Source organism: Deltaproteobacteria bacterium (genome assembly GCA_029210625.1).
In the GTDB taxonomy this organism is placed as follows: domain Bacteria; phylum Myxococcota; class Myxococcia; order SLRQ01; family SLRQ01; genus JARGFU01.
The window spans coordinates 172,880-194,492 of record JARGFU010000006.1 but is presented as its reverse complement, the minus strand read 5'-3'; the positions used below and the strand labels follow the sequence as shown (position 1 = coordinate 194,492).

At 72.3% G+C, this 21,613-nt stretch carries 18 protein-coding genes; 10 read left to right on the top strand and 8 right to left on the bottom strand.

All coding sequences use genetic code 11. The features are described 5' to 3' along the window. Positions 1-18 precede the first annotated feature (18 nt). The gene (locus tag P1V51_07725) at positions 19-888 is read left to right on the top strand and encodes an outer membrane beta-barrel protein (GenBank protein ID MDF1562917.1); all 870 of its coding nucleotides are present in this window, start codon (positions 19-21) and stop codon (positions 886-888) included. A gap of 8 nt (positions 889-896) precedes the next feature. Here the strand turns inward: P1V51_07725 and P1V51_07720 are convergent, their stop codons facing one another. From P1V51_07720 to P1V51_07710, 3 genes are read right to left on the bottom strand one after another with little or no spacing between them, the layout of a single operon-like run. Then, entirely contained in the window at positions 897-2,030 is a 1,134-nt protein-coding gene (locus P1V51_07720; GenBank protein ID MDF1562916.1) for a hypothetical protein, read from the bottom strand. A 22-nt stretch (positions 2,031-2,052) separates the two neighbouring features. Continuing rightward, positions 2,053-2,904 carry a hypothetical protein gene (locus P1V51_07715; GenBank protein MDF1562915.1) on the bottom strand — a complete coding sequence of 284 codons (852 nt, stop codon included), beginning with the start codon at positions 2,902-2,904 and terminating at the stop codon, positions 2,053-2,055. Beyond that, a complete protein-coding gene (locus P1V51_07710; protein MDF1562914.1) occupies positions 2,901-4,040 on the bottom strand; it encodes an endonuclease/exonuclease/phosphatase family protein in 1,140 nt (379 codons plus the stop codon). Before P1V51_07710 ends, P1V51_07715 begins: the two co-directional genes overlap by 4 nt. Positions 4,041-4,113: 73 nt before the next feature. Here P1V51_07710 and P1V51_07705 point away from each other — a divergent pair, with 73 nt between their 5' ends. Both P1V51_07705 and P1V51_07700 read left to right on the top strand, forming a co-directional pair. After that, positions 4,114-5,331 (top strand): radical SAM protein, encoded by a 1,218-nt coding sequence (locus P1V51_07705; protein ID MDF1562913.1) that lies wholly within the window; start codon positions 4,114-4,116, stop codon positions 5,329-5,331. A gap of 11 nt (positions 5,332-5,342) precedes the next feature. Then, entirely contained in the window at positions 5,343-7,448 is a 2,106-nt protein-coding gene (locus tag P1V51_07700) for a thioredoxin domain-containing protein (GenBank protein ID MDF1562912.1), read from the top strand. A 25-nt stretch (positions 7,449-7,473) separates the two neighbouring features. On the opposite strand, the gene P1V51_07695 is transcribed toward P1V51_07700, so the two are convergent. After that, the gene (locus P1V51_07695) at positions 7,474-8,592 is read right to left on the bottom strand and encodes a GTPase domain-containing protein (protein MDF1562911.1); all 1,119 of its coding nucleotides are present in this window, start codon (positions 8,590-8,592) and stop codon (positions 7,474-7,476) included. A gap of 44 nt (positions 8,593-8,636) precedes the next feature. Between P1V51_07695 and P1V51_07690 the strand changes: the two genes are divergently transcribed. Further along, complete coding sequence (locus tag P1V51_07690; GenBank protein ID MDF1562910.1) at positions 8,637-9,635, top strand: DUF4388 domain-containing protein; 999 nt, start codon at positions 8,637-8,639, stop codon at positions 9,633-9,635. A 9-nt stretch (positions 9,636-9,644) separates the two neighbouring features. Beyond that, positions 9,645-10,562: a radical SAM protein gene (locus P1V51_07685; GenBank protein MDF1562909.1), complete on the top strand. Its 918-nt coding sequence runs from the start codon at positions 9,645-9,647 to the stop codon at positions 10,560-10,562. Here the strand turns inward: P1V51_07685 and P1V51_07680 are convergent. Both P1V51_07680 and P1V51_07675 read right to left on the bottom strand, forming a co-directional pair. Then, positions 10,528-11,265, bottom strand: a complete 738-nt coding sequence (locus P1V51_07680; GenBank protein ID MDF1562908.1) for a TVP38/TMEM64 family protein — start codon at positions 11,263-11,265, stop codon at positions 10,528-10,530. The two genes, P1V51_07685 and P1V51_07680, sit on opposite strands and share 35 nt — an antisense overlap. A 46-nt stretch (positions 11,266-11,311) precedes the next feature. Continuing rightward, a complete protein-coding gene (locus P1V51_07675; GenBank protein MDF1562907.1) occupies positions 11,312-12,913 on the bottom strand; it encodes an FAD-dependent oxidoreductase in 1,602 nt (533 codons plus the stop codon). A gap of 113 nt (positions 12,914-13,026) precedes the next feature. Between P1V51_07675 and P1V51_07670 the strand changes: the two genes are divergently transcribed. Genes P1V51_07670 through P1V51_07650 form a run of 5 tightly spaced genes read left to right on the top strand, consistent with a single transcriptional unit; the run spans position 13,027 to position 19,874 of the window. Continuing rightward, positions 13,027-13,620: a TetR/AcrR family transcriptional regulator gene (locus tag P1V51_07670; protein MDF1562906.1), complete on the top strand. Its 594-nt coding sequence runs from the start codon at positions 13,027-13,029 to the stop codon at positions 13,618-13,620. Next, entirely contained in the window at positions 13,617-16,451 is a 2,835-nt protein-coding gene (locus tag P1V51_07665; protein MDF1562905.1) for an MMPL family transporter, read from the top strand. Before P1V51_07670 ends, P1V51_07665 begins: the two co-directional genes overlap by 4 nt. Positions 16,452-16,453: 2 nt before the next feature. Next, positions 16,454-17,197: an outer membrane lipoprotein-sorting protein gene (locus P1V51_07660; GenBank protein MDF1562904.1), complete on the top strand. Its 744-nt coding sequence runs from the start codon at positions 16,454-16,456 to the stop codon at positions 17,195-17,197. A 25-nt stretch (positions 17,198-17,222) separates the two neighbouring features. Beyond that, positions 17,223-18,590: a hypothetical protein gene (locus tag P1V51_07655; GenBank protein ID MDF1562903.1), complete on the top strand. Its 1,368-nt coding sequence runs from the start codon at positions 17,223-17,225 to the stop codon at positions 18,588-18,590. A gap of 45 nt (positions 18,591-18,635) precedes the next feature. Then, positions 18,636-19,874, top strand: coding sequence for a hypothetical protein (locus P1V51_07650; GenBank protein ID MDF1562902.1), 1,239 nt, complete (start codon positions 18,636-18,638; stop codon positions 19,872-19,874). Here P1V51_07650 and P1V51_07645 read toward each other — a convergent pair. Next, positions 19,860-20,516, bottom strand: coding sequence for a hypothetical protein (locus P1V51_07645; protein ID MDF1562901.1), 657 nt, complete (start codon positions 20,514-20,516; stop codon positions 19,860-19,862). The two genes, P1V51_07650 and P1V51_07645, sit on opposite strands and share 15 nt — an antisense overlap. Continuing rightward, complete coding sequence (locus tag P1V51_07640; protein ID MDF1562900.1) at positions 20,513-21,610, bottom strand: chemotaxis response regulator protein-glutamate methylesterase; 1,098 nt, start codon at positions 21,608-21,610, stop codon at positions 20,513-20,515. The genes P1V51_07645 and P1V51_07640 overlap by 4 nt, the downstream gene beginning before the upstream one ends. Positions 21,611-21,613: the final 3 nt, after the last annotated feature.

The window sequence follows — 21,613 nt, the reverse complement described above, 5'->3', positions numbered from 1 at the left end:
CTGCCAAGGAGGCGAGTGATGCGATCCTTTTCCAGGGTGTTGATGGTGGGCTGCCTGCTCGTGGCCCTCCCGGCGCTGGCCGAACAGAACCCGGTGACGGTGCAGACGGTCGAGGCGACCGCTGACGCCCCTCCCCCGAAGGCCCCGAAGGAGGCGCCGGCCTCCGAGCCCGAGCCGGCGGCGGCCGTCGTGGCGAAGAAGAGCGAGGAGGCGCCGGCCGACGAGATGGTCGGGGCCGCCCTCCTCTTCAACCTCAACAACGTCTTCACCAGCGGGGCGATCCTCGACGAGCACCGGGGCTACGGCTTCGGCTACCTGCTGGACCTCGGCGAGGTCTGGGGGCTGCGCCTGGGCCTGGACGTCACCCGCATCACCAACCCGGTGCGGGTCGAGCGGGTGACCACCATCACCGGCAACACCACGGTCACCGACTACCAGCTGACCATCAGCGGCCCGACGGACTACTTCGGGGCCTCGGTGGGCGCCGACCTCGTGCGGCGGCTCTCCCGCCGGAAGGTGGCGCCCTTCGCCGGCGTCGGCCTCTTCGTCGACATGAGCCACTCGGCCCTGCGCTACACCGACGACGTGAGCGTGACCGACCAGGTGACCCAGGTGAACGACCGCACCAGCTCCTGGGGGGTCGGCCTCGAGGGCCTCGCCGGGATCAGCTGGCGCGTCCACGAGAGCTTCTCGCTCTACGCCGAGTACACGCTGGGCTTGACGGTCTTCCGGTGGACCTCCGTGCGCGGTGAGACCACCATCGAGAACAGCGCCGGCGGCACGCCGACCACGACCCGCAGCGAGACCGAGGCCATCACCACCCGGTGGCTGAACCTCGGCCTCGGGCTCGGCCAGGGCGCCTCCCTCGGCGTCATGGCTCACTTCTAGGACCGCCGCTACATCTCGAAGCCGTCGCCGCCTCCGCCCATCGTGGCCCGGTGCACCGAGAGGATCTGGGTGAAGTCCATCAGGGCGGCCGCCTCCACCGAGAAGCGCGGCGCGGCGACGGCCTCGGTGTTGCCGAGGTCGGGGTCGGTGTTGCCCAGGCCGTGGAAGCGCCGCTGGGCCTCTCCGCACGAGCCGGGCACGGCCATGATGTTGTAGTCGTTCACCCCGCCGTTCAGGTCGGTCTCGTGGCCGAGCATGAGGGTGTGCCCCAGTTCGTGGACGAAGGTGGCAGTGATGGCCTCGTCCAGGGTGATCGGCGGATCGCCCAGGCCGTCGCAGGCCGGGTGGAGGGGGGCGAGGGCGTCCGGGTAGAGGATCACCCCGGTGTTCGTCAGCACGTCGTTCCCGTCGGTCACCACCTCGCCTCCCCGGGTGGGGAGGTCGGTGCGCTGGGTCGCGACGACGACGTGGATCAGCTTGCCGTAGGGGATGGGCGGATCGGCCTGATCTCCGAAGCGCGGACCGTTGTCCGCCAGGAGGGCGTGGCGCGGGGCGAAGGCGCCATCGAAGGCCCGCACCGGGATCGACTCCTGGTCCCGGTAGATCGTGAGGCCGATCCCCTCGACGCCCAGCTGGTTCACCAGCGGCGCGGCGTCGTAGGCCGCCACCGCCTCCGCGAGGATCGCGTCGGAGAGCGCCCGGGCGTCCATCGCGTCGAGCTCGACCACGAGATCGATCCGGGTGGGGTCCGGCGCGTGGCCGGCCGGCGAGGAGGTCAGGCGCGAGAGGGCGAACTCCTCCAGGTTGGTCAGCCCGTCGCCGTCCGGATCCTCGTCTCCGTCGGGGGTGCCGTCGCCGTCCGTGTCCGCCAGGTCCCAGTCGAGGACCCCGGGCATCCCGGCGGCGTCCTCCCAGACGTCGTCGAGGCCGTCGCCGTCGCTGTCCACGCCGGGGGTGAGCCCACCGCCGTCGCTGCTGCCATCCGGCAGCCCCCCGTCGCTGCTGCCGTCGGGGGCGCCGCCGTCCCGCACCCAGGGGTTGTCCATCCCCGAGCCCCCATCGTCGCCCCCTCCCTCCGGCCCGCAGGCGGGGAGCAGGAGGAGCGCGGCGAGGGCGATCGAGAGCGGGCCGGTCCGGATCATCGGGACCGATTGTAACGCAAAGCTACCAGCGCCAGATGAAGTCGATCGTGGGCCAGAAGTCGGTGGAGCGGACGTGCTCCCGCGTGGCGTAGCCGTCGGCGCCGACCTTCACCTTCGTCGCGTGCTGATCCCAGTTGAACATCTTCACCCCGAGGGTGAAGCGGGTGTTGGTCGTCACCCGGAGATCCACCCCGGCGTAGAGCTCGAGGAAGAAGGTCGAGAGCTGGGCGTAGCCTTCCGGGTGCTTGCCGGTGACGAAGAGGTTCACCTGCCCGCGCAGGCGCAGCCAGTCCATCAGGGGGTGGTCGTAGCCGCCGCCGATCCGCAGCCGGAAGCCGGTGAGCATCGGGGCCATCACCAGCTCGAGGGGCGCGAAGACCGAGTCGACCGGCAGGGCATCGTTCTGCCCCAGGGGCACCCCGACGGTGAGGTCCGCCCGGGCGGTGATCACCGCGCCGGTGGGCTTCCCCGAGGAGGCCAGCAGGCCCACGTGGGGCACGACGAAGAGGCCGACCTTGTTGTCGGAGTCCTCCCAGGTCGGGAAGAAGGGGCTGGCGAAGCCCAGGTTCTGGGTCAGGCGCATCCCCAGGGTCGGCACGGCCAGCCCGTACTCGCCCGAGAGGGTCCAGCCGGCGACCTCGGCGTGGCGCAAGCGCAGGGTGGCGTGGAAGTCGCCCGCGAGGAAGAGGATCGGGTGCGCCTCGATCGACAGCTCGTCGGTGAGCCCCCACTGCAGCTCGTTGAAGATACCGACCTCACCGTGGTTCTTCCCCAGGGGGTGGGCGGTCTCCCGGGCCGGCAGGGCCTCGGCGAGGGCCGCGGCGGGGAGGACGAGGGCGCCGGCGAGCGCCAGAGCGGTTGCGAGCTTCTTCATGGCGCGGGCTCCCAGTTGCCGACGACCGGGCAGTGGTCGGAGAGCTCCATCGGATCGACGGTCACGGCGATGTCCACCGGCCCGCGACCGGCGGCCTGGATGACGTCGGTCGTCGCCGGGATCCAGCGATCGGCGTTCTTGATGAAGAGGTAGTCGAGCTTGCGGTTCCAGAAGGCGGGCTCGCCGTCGGTGCCGGTGTGGGCCGGGCCGATGACGGTGTGGGTGTAGTAGCGCTCCTGGGAGGCCACGGCGGTGCCGTAGCGGGCGGTGTCGATCGCCGGAAGGAAGTCCGGGGTGAAGAAGCCGTCCATCGCGTCGAGCTCGTAGGGCGGGGTCTCGTAGCGGGTCCCCACCAGGTCGGGCGGGTCGTCGTTGAAGGCCTCGGTCTTCACGGTGCCCGGGGGCAGGTTGTTGAAGTCGCCGCCGATCACCGCCGGCAGGGTCTCGGCCGTGAAGAGCTCCAGGGCCTGGTCGACGTGCTTCTTCTTCGTGCCGTCGTCGTCGTAGGCCTCGGCGTGCACCACCCACGCGGCCAGCTCCCGGCCGCCCACGTCGAGGACGGCGCGGCCGATGCCCCGGTGGAGGAGGAAGTAGTCCTCGTAGAAGGCCTGATCGGTGCGGTCGGCGGAGCGGTGGCGCTGGGCCTCGGTGATCGGGAAGCGCGAGAAGATGGCGTTGCCCATCTCGACCCGACCGAAGGCCTCGTCCGGCGCGTAGCGGGTGTCCCAGACCGGGTAGTAGGCGCCGTAGTTCATCGAGGTGTTGTCGAGGAGGTCCTGCACCATGTCCACGTAGGCCGAGCGGCGCGAGTTCACCTCGATCTCCTGGACCATCAGGATGTCGGGCTTCACCTCCTCGATGAGCTGGTAGTTCGCCTCGAGGTTGGCCCGGACCTCGTCCAGGCTCATCTCGGTGCGGTCCCCCCAGCCGTCGAAGAAGAAGTCGAGGCGGCCGCCGCCGTACTTCACGTTCCAGGTCATCACCCGCAGGTGGCCGGGCACGCTGGTGGGCTCGTCGACGCTCAGCGCCCTGAAGATCGGCGCATCGACCAGCTCTTCCTTCAGGACGTCGGACCAGGGCTCGCAGGCGGCGAGCCCGAGAGCCACGGGCAGGAGCAGGAACCATCGCTGGCGCATCGTGCCTTCCTTCGTTCGAGGACACCCACGGCACCCCTCGTGCCGGGCGGCGGGAGGATACTATTCTCCTGCCATGCCCGCAGCCCCGAAGGTCGCATTCCTCACCGCCCCCGGTCCCTGTGACCTGCGCTGCGTCTTCTGCGTCTCCTACTTCCGGGAGCAGGTGCCCCCCGTGGACGCCGAGGCGCTGGCCTCCCTCCGCGAGCAGATCGACCGCGCCGTCGAGGAGGGCGTGACCGAGGTGGTCTGGGGGGCCGGGGACCACGAGCCGGGCACCTTCGCGCCCCTCCCCGAGGCCCTCGCCTACGCCCGCAGCCGGGGCATCGAGCACCAGGCGATCGTGACCAACGGCGTGCGGATCAGCGATCCGGCCCTGCTCCAGGCCCTGGTCGACGCCGGCCTCGACGAGGTCCGGCTCTCCCTCTTCGCCTGGGACCGCGCCTCCGCCGACCTCTTCTGCGACGGGGAGGGCGTGGCGGACGCCAAGCGCCGCCTCATCGAGCAGTGCCGCCGGCTCGGCCTGACCCTGATGCCGAACGTGCTGTTGATGCGGGCGAACTACCTGCGCTTGAGCGAGATCGTCGATCTCTACGCGGAGGCCCTCGGGCCGGATGAGCCCCTCACCCTCCTGCCCAACGCCACCACCCAGATCGGCCTCGCCGAGGCCTTCCAGCCCCCCCTCTCGGGAGTCTACCGGGTGGCCTGCGAGACCGCCCGGAAGCACCCCGGGCGGATGTTCTTCCTCGCGAACCTCCCCGAGTGCCTGCGCCGCGATCAGCCCGCCCCGCCCGAGAACCTGCGCTTGAGCCTGATCCCCGGGGACCTGCCGCGGGCGCCCTGCGAGAGCTGCCCCGGCGGCGAGGCCTGCGCCGGGCTCCCGGTGGGCTACGACGCGATCCACCGGGACCACCTCGATCCCTCGCTGATCCCCCATGACGCCCCGCTGGAGCTCGAGCGCCTCACCGAGGTGCTCCGGGAGCCCGCCGACGACCCCCGCCGCTCGCTGGCCAAGATCTTCGGGAGGCCCCTCCCCGAGCCGAGGTACGAGGACGATCCGGCGAAGCTCGCCGCCGATCCCACCTCGCCCTTCTTCGGCTACCCGGTGGGGGTCGTGGCCGAGTGCCTGGCGGCGGCCGAACACCCCGGCCTGGCCAAGCCGCCCCACCTCGAGGGCGGTGGCCAGACCCCGCGGGAGATCCGGCACCCCCCCGGGTGCGAACCCCGGCCGGCGCCCCGCGGCCTCTGGGGTCTGCTGCGGCGCCTGCTGGTCCGAGGTCGACGGGGGGCCTAGATCTGCCCCGCATGGCCTCTCACGAGCCCGCGCATTCCAACCGCCTGATCCACGAGTCGAGCCCCTACCTCCTCCAGCACGCCCACAACCCGGTGGACTGGTACCCCTGGGGGGAGGAGGCCTTCGAGCGGGCCCGGAGCCTGGACCGCCCGATCTTCCTCTCGGTGGGCTACGCCACCTGCCACTGGTGCCACGTGATGGAGCACGAGAGCTTCGAGGACGAGGCCATCGCCGCCCTCCTGGCGCGCGAGTACGTGGCGGTGAAGGTCGACCGGGAGGAGCGCCCCGACGTGGACGCCACCTACATGGCCGCGGTCATGGCCCTGCGCGGCCAGGGGGGCTGGCCGATGACGGTGGTGCTCACCCCCGAGGGGCAGCCCTTCTTCGCCGCCACCTACCTCCCGCCCCGGGCCGGCGTCCGCGGGGTGCGGATGGGGCTGGAGGAGCTCCTCGAGCACCTGGCCCGCGACTACCGCGAGCAGCGCGAGGAGATCGCCCGGGCCGCCGGCGAGCTCACCGCCCACCTCGTCGCCCGGGCCGCGCCCCGCCCGCCCGAGGCCCTGCCCGACGCCGGCGCCCTGCGCGAGGCCGTGGCGCGGATCGCCCTCTCCTACGACGCGATCCACGGAGGCCACGGCCGGGCGCCGAAGTTCCCCCGGCCGGTGACCCTCGACCTCCTGATGCGCTTCCACCGGCGGACCGGTGACCCGCGGCTGCTCGAGCAGGTGGTCCACACCCTGCGGGCGATGGCCGACGGCGGCCTGAACGATCAGCTCGGCGGAGGCTTCCACCGCTACAGCGTCGACGAGCGCTGGCGCGTCCCTCACTTCGAGAAGATGCTCTACGACAACGGGCAGCTGGCCCTGACCTACCTGGAGGCCTGGCAGCTCACCGGCGAGCCCCGCTTCCGGGAGGTGGTGGAGCACACCCTCGACTACCTGCTGCGCGAGATGCAGGCCCCGGAAGGGGCCTTCTACGCGGCCACGGACGCCGACAGCCTCGACCCGCACGGGGCGCTCGAGGAGGGCGCCTTCTTCACCTGGACCCCGGCCGAGCTCGAGGCCCTCCTGCCGGCCAAGGACGCCGCGCTGGTGGCCCGCGCCTTCGGCGTGCGCGAGGGGGGCGACCTCGACGGCCGCTCGGTGCTGCACCGGCCCCGGCCCCGGGAGGCCCTGGCCCGGGAGCTGGGGCTGGAGCCGGAGGCGCTCCACCGGCGCCTCGAGCCGCTGCGCCTGAAGCTGCTGGAGGCCCGGGCGGGCCGCCCGGCGCCGCGGCGGGACGAGAAGATCCTGGTGGCCTGGAACGGGCTCGTCCTCTCGGCGCTCTCCCGGGCGGGCTTCGCCCTCGCGCGGGAGGACTACCTCGAGGCCGGACGCCGCTGCGCCCGCCGCCTCCTCGACGAGGCGCGGGTCGAGGGAGAGCTCCTGCACTCGCTCACCGGCGAGCGCCGGAGCGGCCCGGCCTTCCTCGACGACCACGCTCTCCTCGCCCAGGGGCTCCTCGATCTCTTCGAGGCCAGCGGCGAGCCCGCGTGGCTGGAGGAGGCGGAGGCGATCCTCGGCGGCCTCGAGGCGGGCTTCGGCGACGACGAGGCCGGCGGCTACTTCCAGACCGGCGCGCGGCACGAGGCGCTGATCACCCGCGAGAAGCCCGACTACGACGGCGCCCTGCCCTCGGGGAACTCGGTCGCCGCCCTCCTGCACCTGCGCCTGGCGGACCTGCTCCAGGACCCGTCGCACCTCGCGCGGGCCGAGGGGATCCTCTGCGGCCAGGCGAGCCTGCTGCGCGAGGCCGGCCCGGCGGTCCCCCTCCTGGGCGCCGCGCTCGAGCGCCGCCTGGACCGGGTGACGGAGGTCGTGGTGGTCCTCCCCGAGGGCGATCCCGGCGAGGCGCTGCTCGCCCGGCTGCGCCGCACCTACCTGCCGAACCGCAGCCTCCTCGTCGTCGCCGAGGAGCGGGTCGAGGCCCTGGCCCGACGCCTGCCCCTCCTCGCCGGGAGGAACGCCCTCGAGGGCCGGGCGACCGCCTACGTCTGCCGGGGTCGGACCTGCGAGCTGCCGACCTCGGATCCGGAGGTCCTCGCGACCCTCCTCGCCGAGCCGAGCCCCCTACCCTGATCGTCGCTTCGGACCGAGCGTCGCTTCAGAGCGAGCGGACCTTCAGCCGCGCCGCGACCACCTGGTGGAGGGCGAAGAGCGCGTCGGCCTGCTGCACCGCCTCGTCGGGGGTGCTGGCGAGGCGGGAGAGCCGGAGGAACTCCCGCCCGTCGAGGCCGAGGGCCACCGCCCGGGCGGTCGGACCGTCGGCCTCGGTGGCCCCGGGCAGCCCCTCGAGGATCTCGTGGACCAGCTGGGCCGCCAGCCGGACGGCGGGCGCCCAGCGCTTCTCGATGATGTGGGCCTCGAGGACCTGCACCACGTCGCGCGTCGGCCCCTCGAAGCAGGAGGCGAAGCTCACCCCCGGGGTCATGCTGCCCCGGTCCTCGGTGGCGGCCTCGGGCTCGGCCACACCCTCCGGCGGCAGCGGCGGCGCGGGCCGCGCGGCCTCGGCCTCGTTGGCCGCCTCGGCCTCCATCGCCTGCGCCGCCAGGGCCAGGCCGGCCGAGAGCATGCCCTCGCCCGGCTCGACCTCGTCGAAGGTCGCCTCGCGCGGCGCCCGGGCGGCGGCCTCCCGCCGCTCCTTCAGGTCGCGGATCGTGAGGCGGACGATCTCCTTGAGCGCCGGGAAGACCCCGGTGCCCACGGTGGCGCAGGTCTCGTAGGTGGGGACCTTGTGCGCCCCGGTGTTCAGCTCGGCGTCGAGCTCCTCGACCGACATCACGGTGGGCAGGTCGCGCTTGTTGTACTGGATGACGAAGGGGAAGCTGGCCAGGTCGTAGCCCAGCTCGGCGAGGTTCTCGGAGAGGTCCTGGAGGGACTCCCGGTTGCGCTCGATGGCCGCGGGCTGACTGTCGGCGACGAAGGCCACGCCGTCGGCGCCGTTGAGGACCAGCTTCCGGGTGGCCGCGTAGTAGACCTGGCCGGGCACCGTGTAGAGCTGGAGCCTCACCGACATCCCCCGGACCCGCTCGAAGGAGAGGGGCAGGAAGTCGAAGAAGATCGTCCGATCGCCCTCGGTGGCCAGGGAGATCATCTCCCCGCGCTGGGCTGGACGGACGTGGTCGTGGATGTACTGTAGAGTCGTCGTCTTTCCGGAGAGCCCGGGACCGTAGTAGACGATCTTGGCCGAGATCTCTCGGGAGAGTGGATTGATACGAGACACGCCGCCACGGTACCACGGGTCCGGCCGGCGAAGAGAGGGGATCGATGCTACGGGGTGAGCTGGACACCATGCCTCTCGCGGAGGTCCTTCAGTGGATCGACCTGAGCAGCCGCAGCGGCCTGCTGGTGCTCAACCGCGAGGGGCACGAGGTCTGGATGCACGTGGACGGCCGGCTGATCACCGCCGCCTCCCCGGCGCCGGCCGGCACCGACGTCATCGCCCGCCTCAAGCCCCGGGCCGCGGACGAGCCCTGGCTGGAGCTCCCCGACCCGCTCGAGGCCCACGAGCGCCTCCTCGACCTCTTCCTCGAGGACGACGGCACCTTCGTCTTCGAGCCCGGCGTCCCCGATCCGGAGGGGGCCGTGCAGGTGGAGATCCCGGTGCGCCAGCTGGTCCACGAGGGGATGCGCCACCGCGACGAGTGGCCCCAGGTGGAGGCGGCCTACCCCGACGAGTCGGCCGGCCTGCACATCGCCGACGCCGCCGCCGCCGCGGGGGTGAGCGGCCTCGGGAGGATCCTGCTGCGCTGCGCCCAGCGCGGCCTGACCCTCGGCCAGGTGCGGGTGAGCTTCGCCCTCTCCCGCTCGGCCATCCTGCGGCGCGTCCACGACCTCGTCCGCCTCGGCGCCCTGCGCGTCGAGGGCGCCGACGCCGGCGCCGACCCGGTCGGGCAGCTCACGGCCCAGGCCATGCAGCTGGCGACCGCCGGCCAGTACGACGAGGCCCGGCACGTGCTCGAGACGGTCCTCGCCACCGACCCCAGCGACGCCCGCCTCCGCGCCCTCCTCGACGACGTGTCCGGCCGGCAGCTCGACGAGCTGCGCCAGACCTTCGTCAGCGAGCTCACGATCTACCGCATCTCCCACGCCGGCCGCGGCGGCGCCGCGGGCCTCACCGCCACCGAGCGCGAGCTCTACGAGCGCATCGAGGGGGGCATGGCCATCGGCACCCTGGTGCTCACCTCTCCCCTGCGGGAGCTGGAGACCCTGCGCACCCTGGAGAAGATGCTCCACCTCGACCTCATCGGCCTCTCGGCCAGCTAGGCGGCGCCGATGGGCCGTCTCCGCTGGCTCGAGCTGGTCGCCGACTACCGCTGCAACAACCGCTGCCTGGGCTGCTTCTCGGTCTCGGACACCCTGCCCGGGATGGACTCGCGGGAGGCCTTCGCCACGATGAAGGCCGGCCGGCTGGAGGGCGCCACCGGCCTCTGGATGGGCGGCGGCGATCCCACCCTGCGCCGCGACCTCTTCGATCTGCTCCGCGCTGCCCGCAAGCTCGGCTACCGGGACCTGAAGCTGCAGACCAACGGCATGCTCTTCGCCTACCCCGAGTTCACCGAGCGCGCCCTCGCGGCGGGCCTCACCGAGGTCAGCCTCCACCTGATGGACAGCGAGGCCGCGCTCCACGACGAGCTCGCCGCCACCGAGGGCTGCTTCGACCACCTCCTGAAGGGGCTGCGGGAGCTGCGCGCCCGGGACGTCCCGGTCGAGGGTGACATCCTCGTCTACCAGCGCAACCTCCACCGGATCCCGGAGATCGTCCGCTTCTTCCACGGCGAGGGCGTCCACCGCTTCAAGCTCTGGCTCTTCTCCGCGGTCGATCAGGGCGGCGAGGATCTCTCGGGCGAGGTGCCCCGCATCGAGGAGGTCGTCGCCCGGCTGGTCGAGGCCCTCGACCTCGGGCTCTCCGACGACCCCGCCTTCATCACCTCCTACCACACGCCCCCGTGCACGGTGCCGGCCAGCCACCACCGGGCGCTCTTCTACCCGCCGGAGCTGGGGCTGATGGTGGCCTGCCCGGGCGGCGATCGCTTCCTGCTGGAGACCTCGCCGATGGAGGGCGGCGCCTTCCTCGACACCTGCGCCGGCTGCTCCCTGCGGCCGCGCTGCGGCGGCCCGCGCGCGGACTACCTGCGCATCCACGGGGGCGAGATCTTCAGGCCGCCTCCGCCTCCAGCGTCTCGTCCCTGACCGCGTCCCCCGCCGCCTCCCCGACCGCGGCCGAGAGGGCCTTGCGGGCGATGCGGGTGATCCAGACGGTGACGACGATCGTGACCAGCAGGCCGAAGACGAAGAAGGCCTTGGTCGCGAGCCCCCCGCTGGCCTTGCCGGCGGCGACCTCGGCGAGGTCCTTGGCCGCGGTGCCCACGTAGACGTACATCAGCGCGCCCGGGATCATCCCCAGCCAGGTGCCCAGCACGTAGTCGCGCAGGCGCACGCCGGTGACGCCGAGGGCGTAGTTGAGGAGGTTGAAGGGGAAGATCGGCGAGAGGCGCAGGAGCAGGACGATGCGCAGCCCGCGCTGGGCCACCGCCTCCTGCACCGCCCGGAAGCGGGGGCTGTCCTTCACCTTCGCCTCCACCCAGGGCCGGGCCACGGTCCGGCCCAGGAGGAAGGCCACGGTCGCGCCGAGGGTGGCGCCGTTCCAGACCGCCAGGAAGCCCGGCCCCAGCCCCGCGACGAAGCCCGTGCCGAGGGTGAGCACCGAGCCGGGGAGCATGAGCACGGCGGCGGGCACGTAGGCCGCGCCGAGGATCACCGGCGCCATCACCCCGAGGCCGGCGCTCCAGTCGAGGAAGGCGACCAGCCAGGCCTTCACCGGAAAGAGGAAGACCCCCGCGATCAGCGCGCCGAGGGTCAGGAGGGCGAGCGCGATCCGGGCGCGGGGGCTCATCGGCGAGCCCCGGGGAGCGCGAGCGGGGAGAGGGAGCGCGTCATCATCATGGGGGTGAGAGCCGCGAGAGCGGCCGAGCGATTCCGAGGAGCGTCCAGGGTCGCAGGATCCGGTCCCGCAGGTCGAGCAGGCGCCGCCGGAGGTGGGCGTCCGCCGCGCGCTTGATGACCTCGGCGCGGGTCGGGTAGGCGTGCAGCACCCCGGCCAGGCGGTGGAGGGGGATGCCCTCGGTGAGGGCCAGGGTGAGCAGGGGGAGGATCTCGCCGGCCTGCGCGCCCAGCAGCGAGGCCCCCAGGATCCGGCCGCCGCGCAGCCCCCGGCTCACGTGGAGGATCAGCGCCCCCTCCTCCTCCTCCAGTCGGGCGCGGTCCACCGAGGCGAGGTCCACCTTCAGGGTCTCGAAGCGGATCCCGCGGGCCCGCAGCTCGGCGGCGGTCGGCCCCACCCGGGCGAGCTCGGGATCGGTGTAGAGGGTGCGGGGGATCACCCGCCGGGAGAGGCGGGCCTTGCCGGGCAGGTAGGGGAAGAGGGCGTTGCGCAGCACGATGCGCGCCATGGCGTCGGCCCCGTGGGTGGTGCGCACCGCGGTGCAGACGTCCCCCGCCGCGTAGATCCGGGGGTTGGTGGTGCGCAGGTGGTCGTCCACCCGGACGCCGGCGGGGCCGCGCGCCACGCCCGCCGCCTCGAGGTCGAGCGCCTCCACGTTCGGGGTCCTGCCCGTGGCCAGCAGGAGGGCGTCCACCTCGAGGACCCTCCCCTCCCCCCCTGCGCCCAGCCGGAGCCGCGCGCCCCGCTCATCCACCTCCAGGGCGGCATCGTCCCCGCCGCCGTGGAGCTCCACCCCGTCAACCGCCAGCGCCTCCCGCAGGCGCTCGCGCAGCTCGGGCTCCTCCTCCGGGAGCAGCCCCCGGCCGCCCTCGATCAGGTGCACCCTCGCGCCGAGGCGGGCGAAGGCCTGGGAGAGCTCGCAGCCGATGGCGCCGGCGCCGATCACCGCCAGGCGGGCCGGCAGGGCCTCGAGCTCGAAGACCGTGTCGCTGGTGAGCACCGGGAGGACGCCGGTGGCCAGGACCTCCTCCAGCCCGGGGAGCGCGGGGAGGGCGGGCCGCGCGCCGGTGGCGATGAGCGCCCGGCCGAAGCGAAGGCGCTGCCCCGCCACCTCCAGCGTGTCGCGGCCGGTGAAGTGGGCGGCTCCGAAGTGAAGCGCGACCCCGGCAGCCTGCAGGCGCCCGGCCCCGTCCGCCGGCGCGAGCCCGGCCCGCAGGCGCCGCGTCCGCTCCATCACCGCCGGGAAGTCCGCCCGGGGCTCCCCCTCGAGGCGCACCCCCAGGCGAGGCGCCCGGCGGGCGGCGGCCAGGGCGCGGCCGGAGGCGATCAGGGCCTTCGATGGGACACAGCCGGCGTTCAGGCAGTCGCCCCCGAGGCGGTGCTGCTCGATCAGCGCCACCCGCCGCCCCATCCCGGCGGCGCCGAGCGCGGCCACCAGCCCGGCCGGCCCGCCGCCGATCACGACCAGGTCGTAGCGCCCCTCCGGCGCCGGGTTGCGCCACCCGGACGGAGCGACCTCGGCCAGCAGGGCCCGGTCGTGGACGCCGGAGCCGGCCCCGCGCGTGCGCTCCTCCCCGGACCTGGTGGTGGTTCCCTGCATGCTCTCTCCTTCGCCAGGAGAGAGCTTGCGGTTACCCCCGGGGATTCGCCATCGAATCGAACACGGTCGAATTCGCTTGAACAACTGAACTTATCGTTCAATACTCCTGCCCCATGAGCACGACCCGCAGAGACGAGATCCTCGGTGTGGCGACGACCCTCTTCGCCCGCCATGGCTACCGCCACACCACCCTCGACGCCATCGCCGGCGCCTGTGGGCTGGGCAAGACCGCCATCTACCACTACTTCGACGGCAAGCAGGCCATCTTCGCGGCCGTGGTGGACGCCATCAGCGACAACGTCCTCGAGTCCATGCGGGCGGCGACCGCCGGCGTGGAGGATCCCATCGACGCGCTCGTCGCGGCGATCCGGGCGCGCTTCACGACCCTGCGGGCGCTCTCCGAGAGCATGGGGGTCCCCGACGAGATCGCCCAGGAGCTCGGCCGCCTCTCCGTCGAGACCCGCAGCGGCTTCTACGAGGGCGAGCGCAAGCTCCTCACCGGGCTGCTCGAGGCCGCGAACGCGAAGGGGGCCTGCCGGCTCGCGCAGCCCGGAGAGGTCGCGGCGCTCTTGAGCGCCTCGCTCAAGGGCATCGAGGACATGCTCGCCGAGGCCGACCGGATCGAGACCGGGCTCGAGACCCTCGATCTCGCCCTGCGCCTGACCGCCATCGGCCTGCGGGGAACTCGCCAGGAAAGCGACGTATGACCTCCATCGCCCGGACCATCCTGCGCCTGCGCGCGCTCATCGTGATCCTCTCCCTGACCGCGACGGTCCTGGCCGCGCTGCAGCTCCCGGACGCCCGCCTCGAGAGCGACATCCTGCGCTACCTGCCCCAGGACGATCCCGACGTCGTCCTCTTCGAGGAGATCGGCTCGGCCTTCGGGAACAACCACGTGGCGATGGTCGCCCTGGAGATGGACGACGTCTTCACGGTGCAGGGGCTCGAGCTGATCCGTGATCTGACCCGGACCTACCAGGCCACCGAGGGCGTGGAGTCGGTCATCTCCCTGACCAACATGATGGACTTCAAGGCCACCGAGGACTCGGTCGAGGTCGTGAAGCTCGTCGATCCCGACGCGATCCCCCGGACCCCCGAGGCCCTGAAGGCCCTGCGCGAGCGCGCCCTGGGCAAGGAGACGGTGCGGGGCGGCATCATCTCCGAGGACGGCACCGTCGCCCTCGTGGTCGCCAACCTCGGCTCGGAGGGCCGCAAGGATCTCATCTCCCGCGAGCTGATGAAGCAGACCGACGCCCGCCTGCCCGAGGGCGTGAAGGTCTACTACGCCGGCATGCCCATGACCCCGGTGAGCATCAACGACCTCATCATGGAGGACATGAAGCTGCTCATCCCGGTGGTCGCCTTCGTGATCCTCGGGGTGCTCTTCGCGATGTTCCGCACCCTGCGGGGGGTCATCCTGCCGCTGGCGACGGTGGGCCTGGCCACCCTCTGGGCCATCGGGCTGATGACCTACCTCGGCTACCCGATCACCATGGTCTCGGCGATCATGCCGGTGGTGTTGCTGGCCGTGGGATCGGCCTACGGCATCCACATGGTGTCCCGCTACAACGAGGACGCCCACCAGAGCAGCGATCCCGCCGAGGTGGTGACCGCCGCCATCCGGGCCGTCGCCCTGCCCATCATCGCCGCGGGCCTGACGACCTTCATCGGCTTCGCCACCCTCTCCACCGCGACGATGACCATCATCCGCGACTTCGGCGTGCTCACCGCGGTCGGCGTGATCCTGGGCCTGGGAGCCTCGGTGACCCTGCTCCCGGTGATCCTCTCCTTCCTGCCGGTTAAGACGCCCCGGCCGGCCATCGAGGAGAAGCAGGTCCACGGCGCCATCGATCACCTCCTCGAGCACTTCGCGCGGCAGGTGAGGAACCGGCCGGGCCTCCTGGTCGTCGTCGCCCTGGTGGCCGGCCTCGCCGGCGCGGCGGGCATTCCCCGGATCACCACCGACGTGAACATGCTCAACCACTTCCACGAGGACAGCTTCCCCCGGCAGTCGGAGGAGCTCCTCCACGACCGCTTCGGCGGCTCGGCGCCCCTCTTCATCGACGTGAAGGGCGACATGAAGGACCCCTGGGTCCTCAAGAACCTCCGCCGCTTCGGCCAGAAGATCGACTCCCTGGGGGGCGCCGCGCAGCCCACCTCCCTCGCCGACGTCCTGGCCGACCTCAACGAGGTGATGAACGGCGTGAAGCGCGTGCCGGACACCCGCACCGAGGTCGGCAACCTCTGGTTCTTCCTCGATGGCCAGGAGCTCCTCGAGCAGATGGTGAACTCCGGCCGCACCCGGGGCGTCCTCTCGGCCCGGGTCGACTCCCACGACACCCCGGTGATGGGGAAGGTCGCCGCCGAGGTGAAGGCGATGCTGGCCGAGTCCGCCTGGGGGAAGGGCGTGCGCGCGCTCCCCACCGGCGAGGCGCGCCTGGACTGGGTCCTCGACGGCGTCGAGACCGTCCACCGCCGCCGCAGCGGCGAGCCCCCCTTCTCCGACGAGCGGCGCGCGACCTTGCGCGCCCTGCTGGCCGATCCCGGCCTCGCCGTCGAGGTCACCGCGGCGGAGGTCCCCCCGCCCGCTCGCGCGGCGGCGCTGGCCTACCTCGGCTCGGAGGAGGCGGAGATCGCCCTCGGCGAGGAGGAGCTCTCCCGGGCCGAGGCCGCGCTGGGCGAGGCCCTCTCCCGGAAGCCCTGGAGCGAGGCCGACATCGCCGCCGGGCTCACCGAGGCCCTCGCCGGCACCGAGGCCGCCGAGGATCCCGAGGGCATCGAGATGATGGCCGAGTCCCTGGTCGCCCGCATCGAGCAGAAGACCCGCCGGGCGCGCATCGCGGCCCTGGGCGAGAAGGTCTCCGCCGCGCTGGGGGAGAAGGCCCCCCGGAAGGAGATCGAGGCCGAGCTCTGGGATCTGATCGCCCCGGAGAGCGACGAGAGCGGCGAGGGCGAGCCCATCACGACCACCATGGAGGAGACCGGCCTCCACCGGATCCTGCTCACCCTCAACAGCGCGCTGGTGAAGAACCAGCTCGAGTCCATCGCCCTGGCCCTCCTCTTCGTGCTCGCCCTGATGATGCTGCAGTTCCGCTCCTTCACCGGCGGGCTGCTGGCGATGATCCCGATCGCGATGGCCACCCTGATCTCCTTCGGCGTGATGGCCTACGCGGGCATCGCCCTCGACATGGCGACGGCGATGATCGCCAGCGTCACCATCGGTATCGGCATCGACTACACCATCCACTTCCTCACCCGCTTCAAGCGGGAGATCAGCGAGGGGGCGACGGTGGACGAGGCCATCCGGACCACCATCAAGACCACCGGGCGGGCCATCCTGGTGAACACCCTCTCGGTCGCCCTGGGCTTCCTGGTGCTGCTGCTCTCCGGCCTCATCGCCCTGCGGCACTTCGGCCTGCTGGTGGCCCTCAACATGTTCGTCTGCGCGGCGGGGGCCCTGACCACCCTGCCGGCGACCATCCACCTGACCGGCGGGCGCTTCTTCGGCCGAGGCGCCCCGAACACCTCGGAGTCCTGATCATGCGACACCCCTTCTCGACCCTCCTCTTCGCCCTCGCCCTCACCCTCCCCGCCCTGGGCGCCCACGCCATGACCGGGGCCGAGCGCCTCGCCGCCGTCGACAAGAACGGCGAGACCCCCACCGACTCCTTCGTGAAGATGACGATGACCATCACCTCGAAGGACGGCCAGGAGAAGGTCCGCGAGGCCACCATCAAGCAGAAGGGCAACTCCAAGCGCCTCTTCAAGTTCGAGAGCCCGGCCGACATGAAGGGCGTGGGCATCCTCGTGCTCGAGGACGACGTCATGTACGTCTACATGCCCGCCTTCAAGAAGGTGAAGCGCCTCGCCTCCTCCGCCCGGAACGACAGCTTCATGGGCAGCGACTTCACCTACGACGACATGGGCGAGATGACCTTCGTGGGCAACTACGAGGTCACCAGCGAGCGCGACGCCGGAGAGTCCGTGGTGCTCACCCTCGAGCCCCTCAAGGAGAGCTCCCCCTGGAAGCACCTGGAGATGACGGTGCGCAAGAAGGACAACGCCCACACGCAGGTCGACTACTTCGCGAAGAAGTCCGGGGAGAAGGAGCGCACCCTCTCCCGCGGCAAGTTCCGGATCGACGACGGCAAGGCCGTGGCGGACGAGATGATCGTGAAGGACCTGGTGAAGGGCTCGAGCACCAAGATCGAGATCCGGGAGGCCAAGAGCAACAACGGCTTCGCGGACGATGAGTTCAGCCAGCGCTACCTGAAGCGCCGCTAGCTCGCACACCCGAAAGGCCCCCACCATGCGCACCCACCCGCTCCGCCTCGCCCTCGCCCTCCTCGTCCCCGGTCTCCTCCTGCGCCCCGCCCTGGCGGGCGAGCTGGAGATCGGCGGACACGTCGAGACCAACCACTACGTCGGCCTCGTCTACGGTGACCTCTTCGACTACGGGAACACCAACGTCTTCGGCCTGAAGCTGCAGGCCCAGGTGAACCCGGACGTGGTAGCGGTGGGCAACCTGGAGCTGCGCCACCGGGGCTTCACCTCGGCCACGACCTCGGCCCTCCTGGGCGACCGGGACTCGGTCGAGCCGCTGGGGCTGCGGATGCAGGAGGCCTACGTCGACCTCTACGCCCTGGGCACCGAGTACCTCGATCTGCGGGTGGGCAAGCAGGTCATCACCTGGGGCACCGCCGACGGGATGAACCCGACCAGCTACCTGGCCCCGCTGGATCTGGAGAACCCCCTCGACTTCTCGACCCGCCTGGGGGTGCCGGCCCTCCTGGCCACCTTCTACTTCCCGGCCGACCTCACCGTCTCGGCCGCGGTGGTGCCCGTCTTCACCCCCTCCCTGCTCCCGGTGGACCTCTTCGCCGCCGAGATGGACGTCCCCTTCGAGCTGCCCGACTACGTCGAGCTCGGCAGCCAGCGGGACCGGCTCGAGTTCCCCGCGACCCAGGTGCGCAGCACGCAGGTGGCGCTGCGCCTGGCCGCCAACGTCTTCGACGTCGACCTCTCGCTCTCCTACTTCTACGGCTACCAGACCCTGCCCCAGCTCGCGGGCATCGACGTCTACGACCTCGACCTGAGCCAGAGCCCCTGGCTGGCCCACGTCGAGGCCTCCCTCGCCTACCCGAAGACCCAGGCCATCGGCTTCGACGCCGCCACCTCCCTCTTCGGGGTCGGCCTCTGGGTGGAAGGCGCGGTCTTCCTCCCCGAGGAGCTGATCGCCGAGGTGACCCTCATGGGAGATCCGAACGACCCCCTCACCGGCGAGCCGCTGCCCGCGATCCCGGTGATCTCCGGCGACCCCTACCTCAAGCTGGTGGCGGGCCTCGACTACACCCTCCCGGGCGGCCTCTACCTCAACCTCCAGTACCTGCACGGCTTCTTCCACGAGCTCACCGCCGAGAACATCCAGAACTACGCCCTGATGGCGCTGCGCTACAGCGTGCTGGACGACAGCCTCACCTTCGAGCTGCGCCTGGGCGGCGAGCTGCACGAGGGCGAGAGCCTCGGCGGCCTGGCCGGGATGGAGATCGGCTGGCAGCCCTCGGACGCCGTGAAGCTCACCCTCGGGGGCCTCGCCGCCCGGGGCGACGCCGGCACCACCTTCGACGGCTTCTCCAGCCTCGATCAGATCTACCTGCGCGCCCGGGCGGATTTCTGAGGTGGAGGGTCCCCCAGGGGCCCTGCCATGACCTAGGGTGAAGGGGTGAGCGGAGCCCTCCGAGTCGGCGACCTGACGGTCCCCTGCTGGCTTCTCGACCAGGACGGCGCCCTGGCCGGGGCCTCTCCCTCCGCCCGCCGGCTCGGCTCCCCCTTCGACCGCAGCGAGGAGAGCTGGCTGGGGACCCGCAGCGCCGAGCGCCTCGCCGCCCTGATCGACCGGATCGGCGAGAGCTGGCGCCCGCTGCGCTTTCGCGGGCAGAGCCGCGAGGGGCGCGGGGTCACGCTCCTCGTCCAGCGCCTCCGGCGCCCGGCCCTGGTCTTCGTCTCCGTCCTGCTGCACCCCGAGGGCGATCCGGACTTCGCGCGGCGGGACTACCGCCGGGTCTCGGTGACCCTGCGCTCGGCGCTGCACGCGCCCATCCAGGTGGCCGAGGCGCTGGTGGCCGGCCTCGAGGACACGGCGCCGGGCTACCCCCCGGCCCGGGTCCTGCTCGAGAACGGCGTCACCGCCGAGCACGAGTACGGCAGCGCCATGGGCGCCGTGCTCCCGATCCTGGGCGCGGGGGAGCGGCTCCTGGGCTTCGCCGAGCTGGGGGGCTCCCTGCCGGGGATCGCCCGCCTCGAGCGCTGCGCCCTCCTCTGCCGCTTCGCAGCCACCCGCCTCGCCCAGCTCGCCCCCGCCGACCTGGCGCTGACCCTCGCCCGGGGCACCGTCCACGGACTCTCGAACCAGGCCTCGGCGCTCCTCGCCCTGACCGACACCCTCCAGAACGCGCTGGAGCGGGGCAGGGATCCCGCAGCGCACCTCACCCACCTGAAGAACACGGCCTCCCGGATGAGCGCGCTCCTCGGGGATCTGCGGCAGCTCGGCCTGCACCTGGATCGGCCGGTCGTCACCACCCACCCCGCCCGCGAGATCCTCGAGTCCGCGGCGGCGATCTGCCAGGGCTGCCAGAGCCCCGGCTGCGCCATGCACTGCGTGGACGGACTGCAGAACGATCTGGGCGACCTGCTCTTCCCCGCCGAGCTGGCGGTGCAGATCCTCTCCACCGGCCTGCGGGAGAGCCCCTGCTCGGGGCAGACCTGCACGGTCCGGGTGCGGGTCGCCCGCCCCTCGCCCTTCGCGATCCTCTTCGAGATCGAGGCCGAGGAGCCCCTGCCCGAGGCGTCCCGGCAGACGATCCAGGAGCTCGCCGACGCCCACCCCTTCGGAGTGGAGACCTCCCAGAGGGGCGGCGCGCAGGTCTACTCCCTGCGCTTCCCGGCGCTACCCCTGCTCTGAAGCGGGGGTGTCGCAGAGCTCGACCCGGCGGCTCTCCAGTGGCCTCGCCGAGGCCAGCTGCTCGCGGGTCGCACCACGCCCGGGGTGGAAGCCGAGCTCCAGCAGCAGGGTCACCGGCCCCGCACCCTCCGCGCGGGCGCGCCGTCCGCTCACGACGGCCCGGAGCGTGGCGCCGCCGCTCTGGGCGTGCCGGCGCTGGAAGTCCTGGATGCTGTCGGTCAGAAGGATGAGCAGGGCCTCCCGCAGCGCGTTGGGGTGGATGGCCATCACCGGCAGCTCCGGCGCGAGCTCCAGCCGGACGGCCAGCCGGGCCTGGTGAGCCCGGTCCACCAGCTGGAAGACCTCTTCCACCACGGGCCCGGGATCCGTCCGGCAGGGCCCCGTGCGCTCGTGGTGAGCGATGAGCCGCAGCCGGTGGAGGAGCCAGCTGGCCTCGTCGATCGCCTTCTGCGCGACCTGGAGAGCCTTCTCGGGTGGATCGGTGGGCCGCATGCCGATGAGGTCCAGCGCGGTCTGCACCATCGCCAGATCGTTGGCGAGCTGGTGCACGAAGCTCCGCGTCAGGCGCCCCACGGCCGCCTCGCAGCGCATCTCCTGCAGGGGGACGAGGCTCTCGAAAGAACGATGGGCTGTCTCTCTCATCCTACGGCTCCTCGACTCCCCCCCGAGAGCTCGGACTCCATCAGCAGGCAGCGGGCCAGGTCGTGCAGGGAGATCACCCGGTCCACCGCACCTCGCCGGATGGCCTCGGCGGGCATCCCGAAGACGACCGAGCTCTGCTCGTCCTGGGCGAGGGTGCGCGCGCCGGCCTCGTGCATCGCCTGGAGGCCCCGGGCGCCGTCGTCGCCCATCCCCGTGAGGAGGATGCCCAGCGCTTGAGCCCCGAGGGAGTCCGCCGCCGACTGGAAGAGCACGTCCACGGAGGGGCGGTGGCGCCGCACCAGGGGCCCGTCCCGAACCTGACAGACGACGCCGTGGCGGCGGCGCCGCAGCTCGAGGTGCCGGTTGCCGGGCGCGATGTAGACGCGGCCCGGCCGCATGAGGTCGCCGGTGGCGGCCTCGCGCACCTCCAGCTCGGAGAGCTCGTCGAGGTTGCGCGCGAACATCCGGGTGAAGTGCTCGGGCATGTGCTGCACGATGGCGATGGGAGGCGACTGCGCCGGGAGGGCCGTGAGCAACCCCCGGATGGCCTCGGTCCCGCCGGTCGACGCCCCGAGCACCACGTTGCGGTAGCCCGCGACCGCCCGCGCGAGCTGGGCCGGCGGCGGCTGGCTCACCATGGCGCGCTCCCGGGGCTGCCAGGCCGCGGCGTCCGCCCGGGGCGGCCCGAGCCTGGCCCGGGAGGCGGCCTTCACCGCGTCGCAGAGGCGCAGGCGGGACTCCTCGATGAAGGCCGCGGTGCCCACCTTCGGCTTCTCGATGATCTCCACCGCGCCCATCCGCAGGGCGTCGAAGGCCACCTGGGAGTCCCGCGAGGTGTGGCTGGAGCAGATGACCACCGGGATCGGGTGCTGGCTCATCAGCTGCTCGAGGAACTCCAGCCCGCTCATCCGCGGCATCTCCACGTCGAGGAGCACGACGTCGGGAACCTCGCGGGTCATCTTGCGCGCGGCGATGAGGGGGTCCCCCGCCGTGCCCATCACCTCGATGGCGGGGTCCGAGTCGAGGATCTGCCGGAGCAGGCGGCGCACCAGGGCCGAGTCGTCGACGATGAGGGTGCGGATGGGCTTGCGCATGGT

Coding starts and splice junctions, on each gene's coding strand:
- P1V51_07660 (MDF1562904.1), top strand. CDS start 16,454: ATGCGACACCCCTTCTCGACCCTCCTCTTCGCCCTCGCCCTCACCCTC.
- P1V51_07705 (MDF1562913.1), top strand. CDS start 4,114: ATGCCCGCAGCCCCGAAGGTCGCATTCCTCACCGCCCCCGGTCCCTGT.
- P1V51_07670 (MDF1562906.1), top strand. CDS start 13,027: ATGAGCACGACCCGCAGAGACGAGATCCTCGGTGTGGCGACGACCCTC.
- P1V51_07690 (MDF1562910.1), top strand. CDS start 8,637: ATGCTACGGGGTGAGCTGGACACCATGCCTCTCGCGGAGGTCCTTCAG.
- P1V51_07700 (MDF1562912.1), top strand. CDS start 5,343: ATGGCCTCTCACGAGCCCGCGCATTCCAACCGCCTGATCCACGAGTCG.
- P1V51_07675 (MDF1562907.1), bottom strand. CDS start 12,913: ATGCAGGGAACCACCACCAGGTCCGGGGAGGAGCGCACGCGCGGGGCC.
- P1V51_07685 (MDF1562909.1), top strand. CDS start 9,645: ATGGGCCGTCTCCGCTGGCTCGAGCTGGTCGCCGACTACCGCTGCAAC.
- P1V51_07725 (MDF1562917.1), top strand. CDS start 19: ATGCGATCCTTTTCCAGGGTGTTGATGGTGGGCTGCCTGCTCGTGGCC.
- P1V51_07680 (MDF1562908.1), bottom strand. CDS start 11,265: ATGAGCCCCCGCGCCCGGATCGCGCTCGCCCTCCTGACCCTCGGCGCG.
- P1V51_07715 (MDF1562915.1), bottom strand. CDS start 2,904: ATGAAGAAGCTCGCAACCGCTCTGGCGCTCGCCGGCGCCCTCGTCCTC.
- P1V51_07640 (MDF1562900.1), bottom strand. CDS start 21,610: ATGCGCAAGCCCATCCGCACCCTCATCGTCGACGACTCGGCCCTGGTG.
- P1V51_07655 (MDF1562903.1), top strand. CDS start 17,223: ATGCGCACCCACCCGCTCCGCCTCGCCCTCGCCCTCCTCGTCCCCGGT.
- P1V51_07710 (MDF1562914.1), bottom strand. CDS start 4,040: ATGCGCCAGCGATGGTTCCTGCTCCTGCCCGTGGCTCTCGGGCTCGCC.
- P1V51_07665 (MDF1562905.1), top strand. CDS start 13,617: ATGACCTCCATCGCCCGGACCATCCTGCGCCTGCGCGCGCTCATCGTG.
- P1V51_07720 (MDF1562916.1), bottom strand. CDS start 2,030: ATGATCCGGACCGGCCCGCTCTCGATCGCCCTCGCCGCGCTCCTCCTG.
- P1V51_07645 (MDF1562901.1), bottom strand. CDS start 20,516: ATGAGAGAGACAGCCCATCGTTCTTTCGAGAGCCTCGTCCCCCTGCAG.